Genomic DNA, 18,691 nt, shown 5'->3' on the forward strand with positions numbered 1-18,691 from the left:
ATAAAAAAATTATTTTTTAAAACTTGAATTTTATCTTATATAATGAAGCTTAAATTAAAAATGTAATTAACTTTTCAACGTAATATTGTTAAAAAAATACAGTTGACTAAATAAACAAAGCCATTTTAATTATTGTATTTTTGAAGATATGACAAGATATGGACTGACTATACTAATATTGATTTTTGCTTTGGTTAATAGCTCTTATATTATAGACACTAAAAACGAAGAGCTTCTTACATCAGCTAAAAAAGAAAATGCATGCATCCTAAAAAATTACAAAGCTGAACTTTGGGCAGATTCGGTACTTAAAACGTTAAGTTTAGAAGAAAAAATAGGTCAGCTTATTATGGTTGATGCTCATCCGCAAAAGGATAGAAAGCATTGGGAGCAAGTGGGCGAATACGTAAGTAAATATAAAGTAGGAGGTGTTATTTTTTTTAAATCAGGTCCGATGCAATTAGCATTGATGAACAATTATTTACAAGCAAAGGCACGTATTCCTCTTATAATGAGCATAGATGGGGAGTGGGGGTTAGCTATGCGAATGGATAGCGTACTTTCGTTTCCGGTTCAAATGGCTTTAGGTGCGATAAAAGATAATCAATTAATTTACGAAATGGGAAGAACTATTGCTCGTCATTTAAAACGGATTGGAATTCATATCAATTTTGCGCCTGTTCTCGATGTAAATAATAATCCCTTAAATCCTGTTATTAATATTCGTTCTTTTAGTGATGACAAAAAAGTAGTTGTAGAGAAAGCTACATTTTATATGCAAGGGCTTCAAGACGAGCATATATTAGCTGTGGGTAAACATTTCCCTGGACATGGTGATACGCAGACCGACTCGCATCATGATTTACCATATTTAGGTTTTAGTCGTAAAAGACTCGATAGTCTTGAGCTTTATCCATTTAGAGAACTTATAAAGAAAGGAATAGGCGGTATTATGATTGCCCATCTTGATGTTCCTGCGCTAGATCCTGTTAATAAACGTCCTGCAACATTGTCGCACGAAGTAGTTACAGAACTTCTTAGAGATGAAATAGGTTTTGAAGGTATAATTTTTACCGATGCTCTAAATATGAGAGGAGCAACCAAATATTTTAAGCCTGGTGAAGCAGCACTTAAAGCATTGCTCGCAGGTAACGATATTTTGCTTTATCCCGAAGAAATTCCATGGGCGATTCAATTTATTAAAGAAGCTATATACGATAGCATTATTTGTCCTGAAGAACTTGATGAACACGTGAGAAAAGTGCTTAAATTAAAATATTGGGTAGGTTTAAATCATTGCCAATATGTGGATACTAATAATTTATATTTTGACTTAAACCATCCTAAAGATTTACTGCTAATTCGCAAACTTACAGAACAATCATTAACTATAATTAAAAACAATAATAAAATCTTACCACTTCAAAGATTAGATACCCTTAAAATGGCTTTTTTAAATTTTCAGCCAAAGAATGCTAAAGTTTTTTATGATTATTTGGCGTTATATGCACCCATCGATACCATTCATTTCCCCGATAAACCTACAATTCAACAAATAAACCGATTACTTGACACGTTAAAAAATTACAATCTTATTATTACTTCTCTTCATCAAACCAATCGTTATTCGTTTAGAACTTTTAATATTAGCAATGAAAGTTTACAATTTTTAAAAGAACTCGATAAACTTAATAAAAAGGTAATACTTGCCTTGTTTGCGAGTCCATATAGCCTTCGCATTATTCCCGAAATAAAATCTTTTCAATCCATTATAATGAGTTATGAATCTAATCCTATTACTCAAGAGCTTACAGCTCAGCTAATTTTTGGAGGAATAGGTGCTTTTGGCAAACTTCCTGTTTCTGTATTTCCTTATTATCCTATTTATACAGGATATGATATTATTAAACCTATACGACTTAAATATACTATTCCAGAAGAGGTTGGAATTGATACAAGAAAACTGATTAAAGCTGATTCTATTATAAAAAGGGCTATTGCCTTAGAGGCATTCCCGGGGTGTCAGGTTCTAGTTGCTAAAGATGGAAAAGTTTTCTATCATAAGGCTTTTGGCAAGCTCTTTTACGATAGTTTACCAAATTCAATTAGCACCTTATACGATATTGCTTCGATAACAAAAATAGCTGCTACCACCTTAGCAACGATGGCACTTTATGACCAAGACAAAATAGACATTCATAAGGAAGTTGGCGATTATCTCGAAATAGCACAAAATTCAGATAAAGAACATTTATCGATAGGTGATATTTTATCGCATCAGGCAAGACTTACAGCATGGATACCTTTTTATAAAACAATGATTACTGATTCTATAAAAAAGAAAAATTACTTCTCGAATCAATATTCGAGTGAGTATCCTTATAAAGTAGCCGAAGACCTTTATGCACAAAAAGGGATGAAAGATACGATATATCAACGTATTTTCAATTCTAAATTATTGGCAGCAAAAAAATACGTTTATAGTGATCTTGGTTTTTTTATTATGAAAGAGATTGTCGAAAATCAAAGCCAGCAAAATATTTCCGATTTTTGTCAACAAAAGTTTTATCAGCCTCTAGGATGTGTAACAACTATGTTTACACCTCTAATTAAGTTTAAAAAAAAGCAAATTGCTCCTACTGAATACGACACTGAATTCAGAAAACAGCTTATTTGGGGCTATGTTCATGATCCAGGTGCTTCATTAATGGGCGGAATACAAGGGCATGCAGGAGTATTTTCGAATGCAAACGATTTGGCTAAAATTGCACAAATGCTTTTATGGAATGGTAAATATGGTAATGAAACATATATTAAGGCATCAACCATAAAATTATTTACTTCGTGTTATAATTGTCCGCAAAATCGCAGAGGCTTAGGATTTGATAAGCCAGAGCCCGATCCTGAAAAAGATTCTCCTGTTACACGAAACGCATCTTTACTTACATACGGACATCAAGGATTTACAGGCACATGTATTTGGATTGATCCGAAAGAACAACTTATATATATCTTTTTATCAAACCGAGTTTATCCTAATGCCGAAAACAAAAAAATAAACACGTTAGGTATTAGAAATAAAGTTTTTGATGTCTTTTATGAAGCGTTAAAACAATAGGTTATAAAATAACCAGTTTTTCATATTTTTCAGCAGTGCCAGTTGAGCTTTTTACCATTAATTTGTAGAAATATACACCACGACTAAGTTTATCGCCAAAATCGTCGCGTCCATCCCATTCAATGGGGTCACTTCTAAAACCATTTGAATAAAACGAATTTGAAATAGTTTTAACAACTTTGCCGGTAATAGTATAAACTTGAATTATAACTTGAATATGCCCATCAGCCTGATTATGTTCAAAATAAAATGAAGTTTTTGTGCTAAAAGGATTTGGATAATTTAATACTTTGTCGAGGCTGAGTTTTTCTGACGAAACGACCGTGAAATTTAAACTCGATTCGGATGAATTATTGGCCACATCCCATGCTTTTACGGTGATTTTATGTTCTCCAGGTGTGAGATTGGAGAGCCCATAAATAATTTTACCCTTTTTATAATTATCTTTTTCGCTAATATAATTATCGCTTAAAACTATTTTTTTTGAATAATTTCCATCTATATAGGCACATATGTCGTGACCAATACTACTGCTTACAGAATTGATACCATTTTCATCATATAAGTGAACAATTAAATTGGGCGATTCATTAGTAGTACCTCCATTAACAAAGTTTTCATTGTTCATATACAGTGAAATGATTGGTCCTTGATTGTCTGATAAACTATCGGCTTCACCTCCAATAGAGAGTTCATTAAAAAAACCTGTGGCATCTTCAATTCCTGAATTAGGCATAGCATAGTAGCTTATTTTTCCGAAACCTGATGTATATTGAATATCTTTAGGCATAATAAATTCTAATGAAAAATAACCGTTATTCACTGTAGCTTGTCCTTTAAACAAAACATTATTTTGAATAGTAAATGGAAACGGAGTGCCACCATCGTTGGCTAGCGTATTTAAGCTTATGGGCTTATCAAATACGGTTACTAAAATGGTTCCAGAATAATTGCTTAGCAGTTGATGATGGATGTTTTCAACATGACCTTTTATTTTTATACGTTGTAAGGGTTTAATTGTATCAGTAAAATTAGACAATGGTTTACCATTAATGCTATCGGTAATAATTATATGTTTTGGGTAAGCCAAACGGAGAGCTGGATCGCCAAGTAGTGAGAAATTACGCTTATTTATATCACCTAAACCACCTGTTTGGTTTTTTGCCAAACGATATATATCGCCAATACACATATATTCACCACTCGAAGTCCGCTTATATAAGTAATCGAAAAAACTTTTGTTTAATGCAAAATTAGATGTGCTATAAACTAATCGAGTAGTCGAAAACATTGCAATTGAGCCACCCTGAGGATTTAAAAGTACAAGTTCACCCGCCGATGTGCGATTATAATCGTCCCAATGGCTAAACTCACATGTTGCTGTTATAAATAAGGGCAAAGTATTAAAATTTGTCCATTGAGTAATATCAGTATTAATTATAACATGTTCATGGGTAAGGGCATATTCGTTGCCGTGTCCGGTATAATTAAAAACGAGTGTCCCTTTTTTCATTCGTTTTTCTATTGCATCGTGAGCATCGGGGTAACGATCGCCCGTAGGTGTCGATTCTTGTTGAAAGGCATCAAGATAGATTTTGTCGAGATTGTATTGTGGATAAAGTGTATCAACCATCGTAGCTAAAGCATTGCTTTGACCTATGTGTTCGTTCGAATCTTCATCATCAGCAACAAAGGTTAATGTATTTCGCCAATCGCCTAATGAATTGGAACTTACATAATTTTTTATTTTTTTTACTACGGTATTTGCTTCGGAGATAGATTTTACGGGTAAGCGTCCTACGCTAATATCTAATTTTCCAATATATTCATATTCGTTACTATCAAGCATTCCAAAATAATCGTCGGTAGTAAAAGAACTTACAGGGGCATTTGAATAGACAGATTGGTAGGTTAATATATAATTTGTATTACCACTGAAGTAATGACGATTATCGTAAGAGCCATCTCCCATTAACAAAAGATATTTTGGCATGGAGGCAGAATCGTTGCCAGCTCTATCGTATAACATTTTCATTAAATATTTAATGGCCGAAACGTCAGGCATACCCGAAGAAAATTCATTGTAAATCATTTCGGGGGTTACAACTTCAACTATTAAATTATCCATTTGCCTATGTAAGTCTGCTAACTCATTTGCAGCAGATAAAAAATCGGGGTGGCTTACAATAATCATATCAACGTGTCCTAAGCCATGTAAATTTTGGTTAGCAACATCTCCAACAACAGTGGGTGTATAAAAATTGGTCCCATCAAAAGCAATAAACTCTCTTAAATTACTCGTTGATGCATTAAATGTTAATGTATTGCCATTTATGTTAGACTGCACGATGGCTGGGTTTAATGGATTTGTAACATCCCATATTATAGTCTGGGGATTGTTGGTAGTTAATTGAAATTGAGCAACATTCCCAGTGCCAACCGATAAAGCATCTCTAAAAAACATTTGCCCGCCGCTAAAAATTAAATTTCTTCGTACATTTATTTCAAAATAATCTAACCAGCCTTCTCCGCCTTGTGCAGGTTTATTATATGTAATAGAAAAATTTAAGCTATTTGAGGCATTGAGTGTAATTGTTTTTTTAAAAGTTTCTCCGTTGGCATAGTTCCCTGTTCCGCTATAATTTAGTGCTGATATGAATTGACTACCTAATGCTTGTCCGTTTAAGCTAAAATTAAATGAATTGGTAACATTTGATCGGCCATAAACTACTGCTTTTATTGTAGCATTGCTACCCGATACAATGTTGGGCATAGTAAAAGTAAAACTTTGTGTTAAATTATTCGAAAATGATTCTCCCACCCATGTTCTTCCAGATTTAATAAAATTAACCGACTCTAATTCGTGATAAACATAATCGTTAAATGTGTTGACCGTTTGAGTATAAGTTAAGCCATTCTCGTCGATAACCGACATGGTTGTGGCAGGTACTCCATCGTCTGTTAAAAAATAATACGATTCATCAGTATAATGATGAATAGCATGAACAAATGTTTGCTCACTTGCATTATAAGTCCAGTAAACAGGAGCTTTGGCATAAAAAAGAATATAATCGCCATCATTAAAAATATTGTCATTACCTTTATATATATAAATAGGTATTTGTTGAACGTCGTCCACTATAGGAACATTATTATAATAAGGTAATTGAGCTCCACCATTTCCATATATTTTTATATTCTGTGGATTTGTAAAGCCCAATGATACTATTTGAGCATAAGTTAATTTATAAATTCCCGATTGAGTAATTTTTATTTTTTTCCATCGTCCATTGCTAAATACTGAATTTGAAGCATATTGGGGTGTATAAGCTTTTACTTCATTTGCGTTTTTTTTGTTCACTAAAACAACTTCAAATGAGCGAATTCGTTCATAATTTCCTGTATAGGTATTTTTTCTTACAGGGATAAGTTCCATGTTTAGAAAAGGTACTTTTCGTTGAAAATAAACATTGCTTTTTAATTCAAAATCGGTTTTTATATTACTTAAATCAATATTATTTAAATCAGTTTGAGCAATAACTTCGGTAATAACATTTTTTAATTCAACAGAAAAATTTGAAGAATTAATTTTAAATTCATGAACAAAACAAGGAATGGGATTGCCTGGGAATGAATAGTTTGCACCCTCAAAATATAAATATGTTATTTTATTGTTTCCTAGCTTTTCAATCTTATTGGGTGTCCAGTTTAAAGTAAAGGTAAAAGTTTGGGCATGAGATATTAACCCGATAAAGCCAAAAACAACGAAAATCAAAAAAAATCTCATAAAAAAATTTTTTAAAACTTAAAAAACGAAAAATTATGTTTAATATTGTATCGTCAAAAAATTAAAATTTTTGCAAACGTTAATGTTTTTTAAAAAATTATTTGTATAATTGCAGATTGAAGAAATATACCTTTACAATGAATAAAAGGAAACTATTTGTTTGGTTATTCCTGTTAACTATAGGATGGCAAGTAAGCAAAGCACAGGACCCGCAATTTTCTCAATTTTATGCGAGTCCGCTTTACTTAAACCCAGCCCTTACAGGATCTATAAAGTGTCCCCGTGTGACATTAAATTATAGAAATCAGTGGCCCGCCTTAGGTTCAACCTATGTAACCTATATAGCTTCTTATGATCAAGGAGTAAAAGCACTCGAAGGATCGCTTGGAGGTTATATTTATCAAGATATTCAAGGAGATGGTGCAATTACAAGTACAAATATAAGCGGTATTTACGATTATACATTTAGCCTTGATCGCCGTTCAAATTTAAATATTGCTTTTCAAGCTACATATATACAAAAAAAGCTTAATTGGAATTATATTTTTCCTGATATGATTCATCCTTTATATGGACCTATTTATCCTACCGCCGAAACCAATGTACCTACTGTTGAATCAAAAGGACATTTTGATTTTTCAACGGGTATTGTTTACTCACGTCAAAGTTTCTTTGGTGGTGTTGCTGTACATCACCTTACTCAACCTACGGAATCATTCCGCAGCAATGACGACGCCGTATTGCCACGAAAATATACTGTTCATGCTGGTTTTAATATCCCACTAAGTGGTAGAGGAATTAAAAAAGGGGAATTGTTATTATCGCCCAATCTATTATTTCAACAACAACGCGATTTTCAACAAATGAATTGGGGATTATATCTTAGTCGTAAAGGTATTGTGGGAGGTATTTGGTTTAGACAAAATTTAACTTTTCACTACGATTCCTTTATTATGTTACTCGGATACTTAAAAGAAAAATACAAATTTGCTTACAGCTACGATCTTACCATTTCTGAACTTAAAAATCAAACACTCGGTGCTCATGAAGTCTCATTTTCAATGATTTTCCCATGTAAGCAGAAAAAACAAAAGTTTAGAACAATAAGTTGTCCATCATTTTAGTTATATACATGTAAATTAAGGTGCCTTATGAATACAAAACTTTTTAAATTAGTATTAACGCTATTAGCTTTTGTACTAATATTTTCGTCTTGTGATCGTAAACGTTCTGCCACTACAGGTTGGAACTATAACGACGAAAAAAATGGCGGTTTTGAATACGTATTTTACGAAGAACAAGAAACCGGACCAGGACTCGTTCTTATCGAAGGTGGTACTTTTTCGATGGGACGTGTAGAACAAGATGTTTTATACGAATGGCATGCTTTTCCAAGAAGAGTTACGGTTTCATCATTTTATATGGACGAAACAGAAGTTCGTAATGTTGATTATCGCGAATATCTTTATTGGCTTCGCAGGGTATTTGTTGACTATCCCGAAGTATATAAAATGGCTTTGCCCGATACATTAGTATGGCGTAAAAAATTAGCTTACAACGAACCTTATGTAGAACTTTATTTCCGCCATCCAGCATATCAAGAATATCCTGTTGTAGGAGTAAACTGGCGACAAGCAAACGATTATTGTGCATGGCGTACCGATCGCGTTAACGAACTCATAATGGTACGCGAAGGATTGCTCAATATGGACCCAACAGGACAAACCGGTGAAAATAACTTTAATACTGAAGCATATCTTGCAGGACAATACGAAGGCGCCGTTCGTGATCAATTACCTGATTTAGATCCCAATAACGATTTTAGAAAAGTTCGTATGGAAGATGGTATATTGCTCCCCAAGTATCGCCTTCCAACCGAAGCTGAATGGGAATTTGCTGCATTAGGTTTAATTGGTAACATGTTGGCTCAAGAACGAATTTTTAACGAAAGAATTTATCCATGGAACGGTCACTATATCAGAATCGACGACCGTTCAGGATTTAAGACAACCGATGTAGGTCAAATACGTGCCAATACTATGAGAGGTAGAGGCGATTATATGGGTATGGCAGGAGCACTCAATGACCATAACGATATTCCAGGACCCGTTACTTCCTATTGGCCTAACGATTACGGACTATACTGTATGTCTGGCAACGTTAACGAATGGGTGATGGATGTTTATCGTCCATTAACCTATGAAGACGCCGAAGATTTCCGCCCATTCCGTGGTAACGTATATCAAACACAAGTACGCGACGAAGAAGGAAATATTGCTGAAAAAGATAGCTTAGGACGTATTCGATACAGAAATGTTACCGACGATGAAGCATTTAACCGTAGAAATTACAATACGGCCGATAATATCAATTATTTAGATGGTGATTATGAATCGAGTATTGATTACGATAACGAAGAAGCCAATAAAGATAATACCAACTCCAAACGTATGTACAATACCGGTAAACCTATGATTGGCGAAAATGGAAAACCCACTATGCGTGGTGGCGACAAAATGACTTCAATGATTGATAACCGTCAACGCGTATTTAAAGGTGGTGGTTGGAGAGACCGCGCATATTGGATGTCGCCTGGCACTCGTCGTTTCCTTGATGAAGAACAATCTCGCGACGACTTAGGCTTCCGTTGTGCTATGCACAGAGTTGGGTCTGCAAGAGGTGGAATAGAATAAAAAAATAGATTGAATAAATATGAAAAAGCTGCCCCAAAAAGGCAGCTTTTTTTTACCTTTGTGCTATGAATATAGAGAATATTTACAGTATTTTTGAACAGTGCAACTTTACAGTATGCACCGATACACGTAAAATAATAAAAGACTCCTTGTTTATCGCTTTAAAAGGAGAGCTTTTTAATGCCAATCAATTTGTAGAAGAAGCCATCAGACAAGGTTGCCGATATGCCATTGCTGATGAATATCAAGGACAAAATGAACAAGTTGTTGTTGTTGATAATGTACTAAAAACACTACAAGAACTGGCGCACTATCATCGAAAACAAATGAAAGCCAAAATTCTTGGTATTACAGGAACCAATGGAAAAACAACTACTAAGGAATTGATAGCTGCCGTTTTAAAAGAAAAATACAATATTATATATACCCAAGGCAATTTTAACAATCATATCGGTGTGCCACTTACCTTGCTTACCATAAGACCTGAAACCGAAATTGCCATTGTTGAAATGGGAGCCAATCATCCCGGTGAAATAGATTTTCTTTGCTCTATTGCCGAACCAGACTATGGTATTATTACTAACGTGGGTAAGGCTCATTTAGAAGGTTTTGGAAGTTTTGAGGGTGTAGTAAAAACAAAAACAGAACTATATCGATACATTAAAACAAAAAATGGACTTGTTTTTGTTAATTACGACAACAAGATTTTGTTGGAGCACGCTATGCATTTGCCTAACTTTTCATACGGAACCAATAATTTGGCTAATATTGTTGCCACTCATTTCGAAGCTAAACCTACATTGTTATTAAATTGGAAAATGCAAAATAGTTCTATTGTTTATACTGTAAATACTCATCTTATTGGTAAGTATAATTGGGAAAATGTATTAGCATCGATTGCTATTGGTTCTTATTTTGGATTAGACCCAAAAGCAATAATTCAAGGAATAGAAAATTATATTCCTACTAATCATCGCTCGCAATGGTTAACTATTGGCACCAATCATATTTTAATGGATGCATACAATGCTAATCCAACAAGCATGCAACTTGCATTGAATAATTTTGTTGCACTTCCATTCGAAAACAAATGCTTAATTCTCGGTGATATGAGAGAATTGGGAGCTTACGAAGAAAATGAACACCAAACAATACTTAACCTTTTGGAGCAACATTCATATAAGCAAGTATTTTTGGTAGGACCTGTATTTACAAAATTAAATAAAAACAAAGAATTTTTAACCTTCAATTCCGTAGAACATCTCATGGAATATCTAAAAGAAAACAAACTTGCTAATTCTACTATATTAATTAAAGGTTCGCATGGTATACATTTAGAAAAACTAATGAATTTTTTTAATGAACAAGTATAAAACTAATGCTTTACCAGTTGTAGAAGAATTTTATTCACTTCAAGGCGAGGGTTATTATGCCGGTACAGCAGCTTATTTTGTGCGATTAGCTGGATGCGATGTGGGATGTCATTGGTGCGATTCAAAACCATCGTGGGAGACCTTTCCTCATCAATGGATAGCTACAACCGAATTAGCTCAACGAATTATTTATAATCCTTCCAAACATTTGGTGCTAACAGGTGGCGAACCTTTTTTGCACGATTTAACGCTATTGTCAAGCCTAATTAAAAAATCGGGTGTAATAACTCACGTCGAAACCAGTGGTACTTCTGTTTATTCAGGTGAATGGGATTGGATTTGTTTATCGCCCAAACCTTGGCAGCCTCCTATAAAAGAATTTTATGAGAAAGCGCATGAACTGAAAGTTATCATTCAAAATCCCGACGATTTTAAGTGGGCAGAAGCTTGTGCATTAAAAACCAACCCCCAATGCCATTTATTTTTGCAACCAGAGTGGTCCGTATTTAATAAAATACTACCTTTTATCGTTGAATACATAAAAGAAAATCCTCATTGGAGAATTTCCATTCAAAGTCATAAATTTATGAAAATACCATAATACCATGAAGTGGATACTTATCATATCAATTATTACTTTAACATTTAATTTATTGCAATCCCAAGAATATTCTACTAACGACCGCAAGGCAATAGAATTATTCGAAAAAGCATTGGCTTATTATAACCAAGGACAACTTCAAACAGCATTAGCGGTCGTTGAAAAAGTGCACGAACGCGACAAGAATTTTGTTGAACCTTACTTACTCAAAGCCGATATTTATCATGAACAAAAAAAATATAACGATGAAATAATTACACTAAAAAAAGTTTTAAGCATCAATCCAAATTTTAATGAAAAAATATTTTTCATGTTGGGGCAAGTAGAATACAAAATGGGATATTACGAAGATGCGGTCGAACATTTAAATCATTTTGTTGAAATAGGAAAAGTTCATCAAGATATAGTTGAAGCTCAAAAGTGGCTTAAGAAAGCTGAATTTGCATCGTATGCAATGGCTCATCCTGTTCCTTTTGAGCCGATACCATTGTCAACAAATATCAATTCACCGTACAAAGATTATTGGCCATCGTTGACAATCGACGAACAAGAATTATACTATACTGTACAACTTCCTACCAATCAACGTTCACCCTATGGAGAGCAAATTTATCAGGAAGATTTATTTGTAAGTAAAAAAGGTGCAGATGGTAAATGGAAGGTTTCCCAAAATATTGGTTTACCTATTAACACCGACGACAACGAAGGTTCTCAGAGTATCTCGGCAAATGGACAATTTTTGTTTTATGTGGCTTGCAATCGTAAGGTTGATTTTGGTTCTTGCGACATCTATTATTCTGAAAAGCAAGGTGATGGATGGACACCCCCAAAAAATATTGGTAAACCCATAAATTCTGAATATTGGGAGAGTACTCCGGCTGCTTCTGCCGATGGGCGTATGTTGTTTTTTTCGTCAGGAGTACGTCCAGACTCTAAAGGAGGTAAAGATATTTATGTAAGCTATAAACGAGATGATGGTTCATGGACAACTCCCATAAATTTAGGCGATAGCATTAACAGTGCCGGTGATGAATTTGCTCCTTTTATTCATCCCGATGGCCGAACGCTTTATTTCTCATCGAATGGTTGGCAAGGATTAGGAGGGCAAGATTTGTTTTATTCAAGGCTGAAAGATGATAGTACCTGGACTGCACCACAAAATTTAGGGTACCCTATTAATACATCATACGACGATTTTGGCTTAATTGTTAACGCTAGCGGTCAATATGCTTTTTTTTCATCGAATAGAAAAGGATCGCAAGATTGGGATTTATATACGTTTGAACTTTATCAAGAGGCTCGTCCTAATCCGGTAACTTATGTTAAAGGTAAAGTTTATGACATTAAAACCAAAGAATCGCTTTTAGCCAATGTTGAAATTATCGATTTAGAAAGTGGTAATATTATTTTTTCATCAAAAACAATAATGCCACAAGGAACATATACAGCTTGTATTCCATTGAAAAAGAATTATGCGATGAATGTAAACGCACCCAATTATTTATTTTATAGCGAAAATTTTACATTAGAAAAAACGATCAAAGTAGATCAGTCGTATGTAATCGATGTTCCCTTGCAACCTATTGAAATAGGTTCTAAGGTTGTGCTTAAAAATATATTTTATGAAACAGACCAATATGTGTTGAAAAAAGAATCGGAGATTGAATTAAATAAACTTATTAAATTATTAAATCAATATCCTCGTTTGCATATCGAAATTAGTGGTCATACTGATAATGTTGGGGGACTCGAGCACAATAAAATTCTTTCAACTAATAGAGCCAAAACGGTGTATGAATATTTAGTTAATCATGGTATAAAAGCGGAACGATTAAAATACGCCGGCTATGGATATAGTAAACCCATAGCCGACAATAATACTTCACAAGGGAGAGCACTTAATCGAAGAACAGAGTTTAAAGTGCTGTCGAATTAGTTTTTTATTCTTCTTTTTTTGTTTTTGTAGATTTCTTTTTTGTTTCTTTATTTTCTGTTGTAGAGGTTCCGACTTCTAAATGATTTGTAAAAGCATCTTTAACTTTTTCTTCTTCTGCTTTAGCTGTTGCGGAAACCTTACTTTTTTTTCTTGGACGACGTACGCCATAAGTGCCAAGAACAATTTTACCACGACGCGATTTTTTATCTCCTTTTCCCATAGTTATTAGTTTTAGGTTTATTTATATGTTTGTTCTAATTTGTTGGTTTCAATTTTCTGATTATCTACAAACACTTCTTTAATTTTGAGAGCTTCGCCTAAAACAACATTAACATTGTTAAGGGTGTAACCTGGATGACATTTGGCAGTAACTTGCCTTAGTTGGTTTGGTAAAGGATCTGAAATTTGAATATCGATAATTCCTTTATATAATTTTAATGTAGATATAAACAATGATGCTTCGTTGTTGTCTTTTAATCCTTTTACCTGAAAAGTTAGGTTTTTGGTACCATCATTATTTACTAATAATAAGCTATTATCATCGTTTGTATAAAAAAATATTTGAAGGTTATTAAAGCGGCTGTTCTCTTGTGAATATAATGAGTTAATACTAAAAAACAACAACCATGCTCCCGTAATTAGGGAGCATTTAAATGCACATTTCATATGATTAACGATGATTATTCGTTAGGATCAGAAACCCTTTTTTTGGAAGGAATAGCATCACGTTCAGCTTTTTTCTTAGCTTTAAGCTCACGAACGTAAGTTTTAATTTCTTCAATTTGATTTACTGAAAAAGTTTTATCGTTAATAATAATATTATTAACATTGATAGATTTAAAAAAGTTTACAATTGTTTTTTCGTCATTACCTTTAAAACTTAAAAGTGCTTTGCGGGCACCATCAGGTTCTGCATTATCTAAGTATTGAAATTTTGCTACATATGGATCGGCTAAAATACTTTTTTCTAAATTTTTAAATTCTGCATCGGTTTTTAATCCAAGTATTTTAATAGTGGGCATGGTGTAAATATCAGCATCTTGTTTAAATAAATTACCATTGTCGGTTTTTATAGATAAATCAATACTTTTTTGAGCACTGGTAATACCAAATGCTACGATTGCTAACATAATTAATACGAATGTTTTCATATGGCGTAAATTTTAATTTTGTTCAAATTTATTACTGTTTTTTGAAAAATCAAAATTTTTTAAATTTTTTTTTGAAAGCTTCGATGTCCGAAGGACAATTCAAATTTAATAAAATTTCTTGAAATTCGCAAGCATATCTTATTTTTTGATACTGACTTAAAAATACTCTGAAATTATTTGTTTCGGTTTGGTTGCTTATAAGACTGCTAGTTATTTCTGCACTAAGTAAAACAGGATGTCCACCTTGATTTTGATATACGGGTACGACAAATGCCGACGGTTTTAAAAGATGCGACATTTCAAATATGAGTTTTTTATTGATAAATGGATTATCAACATTTTGTATAAAAACGGATGATGAGCCAATTTTGCTTAATCCCATTTTTAATGAGTAAAGCCGACCTTTTTCTGGAAGTTGGTTAATAACTATATTTATTTCGTAGTTTAAATAAGAATAAAGTGAATCAATTATTTTTTTGCCTTCGTTATTTAATACTACCGTAATTTGCGATACGTTGCAATTTTTTAATCCTGATACTAAGTATTCTAATAATGTAAGTTGACTATTGATTTTAACAAATGGTTTTGGTTGTCCCATTCGAGATGAATTGCCAGCCGCAAGAATAATAAAAGGATACATAATTTAAAATATTTACAAAATTATATATTTAATCTATGTTTATTTACATGGCATCTTTATGGATGAATCTATTCTATTATTAAAAATTATGGCAGTATTTTTAAAAAAGTTGTGTAAAAAAAATTAGTATAAAATAACGTGCGGCTTTTCCTAGAAACATAAACAAACATACTTTAAAGGGGGGTGCTTTAAATAATCCCAAAACTAATGCTATGGCATCTCCAATTGCTGGCATCCATGTAAATAATGCGGTAAGCGTGGTATATTTATGTACATAATGTTCGGCTTTTTTGATTTTATTATCAGAAATTCGAAGGTATTTATGAATCCATTCGGTTTTACCTGCTCTGCCAATATAATAGTTGGTCATTCCTCCCAATGTATTGCCTATGCTTGCAATAACAAATACCCATGCGGCGTCGTATTTTAGAGCAATCATTCCAATGACAATGATATCAGAACTAAAAGGAATAATGGTTGCCGAAAGAAAAGATACAAGAAATAATCCCCCGTAACCAAGACTAAACCAAAACGACATTATTAGGTTTAATTTTTAATATTTAATGCGATTAATTGATGTAATGACGGATATACAGTAGTTACAAAATTCGAGAGTGGTGTATATAGCAACGATTGGTTTTTGGTATCTTTTTCAATTAAAACATTGTTTTTATCGAAGCTATTCAATAAATAAATAATAATTCCAACAATAAAGGCACCTTTTAGAAGCCCCAAAGCTAATCCACCAATTTTGTTTAGCCATCCAATACCAATTTTTGATAAAAAGCGGTCGGTAAACCATATCCCTAATTTCATAGCTAAAAGTGCTAATATGAAAGTAAGAGCAAAACATATAAGTTTAAAATATGGTGTTTGGGTATTTATCCATTGAGCGAGCTTGTTACCGACATAAGTCGAAAAATGAATGGCTAAATATAATCCAATTAATAATGCAAGTGTAGAAAATATTTCTTTTAAAAGCCCGTTAGTTAAGCCTTTAAAGCCAAACCATAAAAAAGGTACGAATAAAATGATATCAAGTATTTGCATATTTTTTAATTTTGTGTAAAAATACGAAAAAAATGCCGTTAATAAATTCACTCATTCATTGGGTAAATATAAAACGAATTAATCAGATTGATTTATTCAAAAGATATCCGCAAGATGTACAAAATGAGGTATTAGCAAATTTGCTTGTAAAAGCCAAAAATACTGAAATAGGACAAAAATATAAATTTGACATTATTGAATCGGCTCATCAATTTGCTGAAACTGTTCCTGTTGTAGATTACGATGGGTTTAAACACTATGTAGAACGTATAATGCAAGGGCAACAAAATATTATTTGGCCAACAGAAATAAAATGGTTTGCAAAATCGTCGGGAACGACTTCCGATAAAAGCAAATTTATACCTGTTAGTCGTGAGTCGCTAGAAGAATGCCATTATAAAGGAGGACGCGATGTGGTGGCATTATATTTAAAACAATATCCCGATAGCGAAATATTTCTTGGTAAAACACTTGCCTTAGGTGGTAGCCATAAGATTTCGGAGTTTAATAGCGATTTATATTATGGCGATCTATCGGCCGTGTTGATGCAAAATCTTCCTTTTTGGGCTGAATTTTTAAGAACCCCAACCCTTGATATAGCGTTAATGGACGAATGGGAAAGTAAAATTGAAAAAATTGCCAACGAAACCATAAAACATCGGGTATCGGTTTTAGCTGGTGTTCCCTCTTGGATGATGGTGTTAATAAAACGTATTTTAGAAATTACAGGAAAAACATACTTAGATGAGGTTTGGCCTCAATTAGAATTGTTTATTCATGGTGGTGTGAGCTTTGAACCTTATCGCGATTATTATCGAAGCTTTTTTAATAACAAGCCAATGCGATATATGGAAACCTATAATGCTTCGGAAGGCTTTTTTGCCATTCAAGATAATTTGTTTGAGTCCGATATGTTGCTTATGCTCGATTTAGGTGTTTATTACGAATTTATTCCGATGGAATATTGGGATAGCGAATCGCCTAAAACGCTTACTATTGGAGAGGTTGAATTAAATAAACCATATGCACTTGTAATATCTACTAATTCTGGTTTGTGGCGATATAAAATTGGTGATACCATTAAATTTACTTCATTATATCCACATAAAATTAAAATTACCGGACGTACCAAACATTTTATCAATGCTTTTGGCGAAGAACTTATGGTAGAAAATGCCGAATATGCTGTTAGGTGGGCGTCTGAAAAAACGGGTGCTGTAGTTTGTGAATATACTGCAGCGCCTATATTTATGAATGAGAGAAACACTGGCTCGCATGAGTGGATATTTGAATTTGAAAAAGAACCCAGCAATATGCAAACATTTATGGAAGAACTAGACTGGGCATTAAAAACTGTTAACTCCGATTATGAAGCTAAACGATATAAAAATATTACCCTTTCGTTTCCAAAATGGGTAGTTGTTAAAAGTGGCACTTTTTATCAATGGCTTAAAAGCAAAAACAAACTGGGAGGGCAGCACAAAGTCCCACGCTTAGCTAATCATCGCGAATATGTTGAAGAATTAAAAGAAATTCATTATAATAATTGTTATTATGCTAATTAAAACCGTTATAGCTTTTTTTTCGTCATTAATTCTTATTAAGCAAATCCCTTTTAAATCGACAAGAATTGAAAGCAATGTATTAGAACAGTTTTATTTAATAAATGGCTCAAATTTATATATGTTTAGTAATGATGGAGTTGTTGTTCATAGCTATTCCAACAAAAATATTGGAGAAATTACTCAAGTCGATGTCTCAAATCCTATGCGTATTTTATTGTATTATGCAGATTTTAATCAATTACATTTTTTAAATAATAAGCTGAGTCCTATTGCTTCACCCATTTTATTAGATGAATTAGGATATACTAGTGTGGGTGGTGTTTGTAATTCTTTTCAAAATGGTTTTTGGATATACGATTCACAAAAAGAGCAACCTATTTTGTTCTCCTCTACTTTAGAATTAAAGTATAAAGGAACAACAATAACATTGCCCGATAGTGTAACATCTATTCCTCTTCTTATGTGCGAAGAAGGGAAACGTTTGTATTTAGCTTTTGCTGGTTATGGGCTTTATATTTTTGAACAAACAGGTAATTTATTGCGTTTTATTCCAATTGATGAGTTAAAATACATTCAAATAAAAGGAAATTATGCTTATTACTTAGCTAATCAAATTTTTTATCGTTTAGATTTAAATTCTTATCAAACTCAAATGATAGAAAAAAAGATTCAAAACTTTTATGGTTTTACGGTTTTAAGCGATAAAATAATTTTTGCAACCCACGATAGTTTATCGTTTTATTCTATTCGTCAATAATAATCTAGTTATGTAAAAAA

15 protein-coding genes are annotated in these 18,691 nt (G+C 33.0%); 8 read left to right on the top strand and 7 right to left on the bottom strand.

The window, feature by feature from the left end:
- Positions 1–148 precede the first annotated feature (148 nt).
- Positions 149–3,118 carry a serine hydrolase gene (locus HPY79_02775; GenBank protein ID NSW44735.1) on the top strand — a complete coding sequence of 990 codons (2,970 nt, stop codon included), beginning with the start codon at positions 149–151 and terminating at the stop codon, positions 3,116–3,118.
- A gap of 1 nt (position 3,119) precedes the next feature.
- Here the strand turns inward: HPY79_02775 and porU are convergent, their stop codons facing one another.
- Positions 3,120–6,905 (bottom strand): type IX secretion system sortase PorU, encoded by a 3,786-nt coding sequence (gene porU, locus HPY79_02780; protein ID NSW44736.1) that lies wholly within the window; start codon positions 6,903–6,905, stop codon positions 3,120–3,122.
- A 137-nt stretch (positions 6,906–7,042) separates the two neighbouring features.
- Here porU and HPY79_02785 point away from each other — a divergent pair, with 137 nt between their 5' ends.
- From HPY79_02785 to HPY79_02805, 5 genes are all read left to right on the top strand, one after another.
- Positions 7,043–8,029 (top strand): PorP/SprF family type IX secretion system membrane protein, encoded by a 987-nt coding sequence (locus HPY79_02785; protein NSW44737.1) that lies wholly within the window; start codon positions 7,043–7,045, stop codon positions 8,027–8,029.
- 27 nt (positions 8,030–8,056) lie between these two features.
- Positions 8,057–9,598, top strand: a complete 1,542-nt coding sequence (locus tag HPY79_02790; GenBank protein ID NSW44738.1) for an SUMF1/EgtB/PvdO family nonheme iron enzyme — start codon at positions 8,057–8,059, stop codon at positions 9,596–9,598.
- 65 nt (positions 9,599–9,663) lie between these two features.
- Positions 9,664–10,971, top strand: a complete 1,308-nt coding sequence (locus tag HPY79_02795) for a UDP-N-acetylmuramoyl-tripeptide--D-alanyl-D-alanine ligase (GenBank protein NSW44739.1) — start codon at positions 9,664–9,666, stop codon at positions 10,969–10,971.
- Positions 10,958–11,572 (top strand): 7-carboxy-7-deazaguanine synthase QueE, encoded by a 615-nt coding sequence (locus HPY79_02800; GenBank protein NSW44740.1) that lies wholly within the window; start codon positions 10,958–10,960, stop codon positions 11,570–11,572. The genes HPY79_02795 and HPY79_02800 overlap by 14 nt, the downstream gene beginning before the upstream one ends.
- Before the next feature lie 4 nt (positions 11,573–11,576).
- A complete protein-coding gene (locus HPY79_02805) occupies positions 11,577–13,508 on the top strand; it encodes an OmpA family protein (protein NSW44741.1) in 1,932 nt (643 codons plus the stop codon).
- A 4-nt stretch (positions 13,509–13,512) separates the two neighbouring features.
- Here HPY79_02805 and HPY79_02810 read toward each other — a convergent pair whose 3' ends face one another.
- The 6 genes from HPY79_02810 to HPY79_02835 all read right to left on the bottom strand — a co-directional run bounded on the left by HPY79_02810 (position 13,513) and on the right by HPY79_02835 (position 16,349).
- The gene (locus HPY79_02810; protein NSW44742.1) at positions 13,513–13,728 is read right to left on the bottom strand and encodes a 30S ribosomal protein THX; all 216 of its coding nucleotides are present in this window, start codon (positions 13,726–13,728) and stop codon (positions 13,513–13,515) included.
- 17 nt (positions 13,729–13,745) lie between these two features.
- The gene (locus HPY79_02815; protein ID NSW44743.1) at positions 13,746–14,174 is read right to left on the bottom strand and encodes a hypothetical protein; all 429 of its coding nucleotides are present in this window, start codon (positions 14,172–14,174) and stop codon (positions 13,746–13,748) included.
- Positions 14,175–14,188: 14 nt separating this feature from the next.
- Complete coding sequence (locus HPY79_02820) at positions 14,189–14,659, bottom strand: hypothetical protein (GenBank protein ID NSW44744.1); 471 nt, start codon at positions 14,657–14,659, stop codon at positions 14,189–14,191.
- A gap of 49 nt (positions 14,660–14,708) precedes the next feature.
- Positions 14,709–15,299: an NTP transferase domain-containing protein gene (locus HPY79_02825; GenBank protein NSW44745.1), complete on the bottom strand. Its 591-nt coding sequence runs from the start codon at positions 15,297–15,299 to the stop codon at positions 14,709–14,711.
- A gap of 100 nt (positions 15,300–15,399) precedes the next feature.
- Complete coding sequence (locus HPY79_02830) at positions 15,400–15,837, bottom strand: DedA family protein (protein ID NSW44746.1); 438 nt, start codon at positions 15,835–15,837, stop codon at positions 15,400–15,402.
- Positions 15,838–15,845: 8 nt separating this feature from the next.
- Positions 15,846–16,349 carry a CvpA family protein gene (locus tag HPY79_02835; protein ID NSW44747.1) on the bottom strand — a complete coding sequence of 168 codons (504 nt, stop codon included), beginning with the start codon at positions 16,347–16,349 and terminating at the stop codon, positions 15,846–15,848.
- Between the two features lie 32 nt (positions 16,350–16,381).
- Between HPY79_02835 and HPY79_02840 the strand changes: the two genes are divergently transcribed.
- On the top strand, positions 16,382–17,914 hold the full coding sequence (locus tag HPY79_02840) for a GH3 auxin-responsive promoter family protein (GenBank protein ID NSW44748.1): 1,533 nt from the start codon (positions 16,382–16,384) through the stop codon (positions 17,912–17,914).
- Positions 17,904–18,671, top strand: a complete 768-nt coding sequence (locus HPY79_02845; protein NSW44749.1) for a hypothetical protein — start codon at positions 17,904–17,906, stop codon at positions 18,669–18,671. The genes HPY79_02840 and HPY79_02845 overlap by 11 nt, the downstream gene beginning before the upstream one ends.
- Positions 18,672–18,691 lie beyond the last annotated feature (20 nt).

Source organism: Bacteroidales bacterium (assembly GCA_013314715.1).
Taxonomy (GTDB): domain Bacteria; phylum Bacteroidota; class Bacteroidia; order Bacteroidales; family GWA2-32-17; genus Ch61.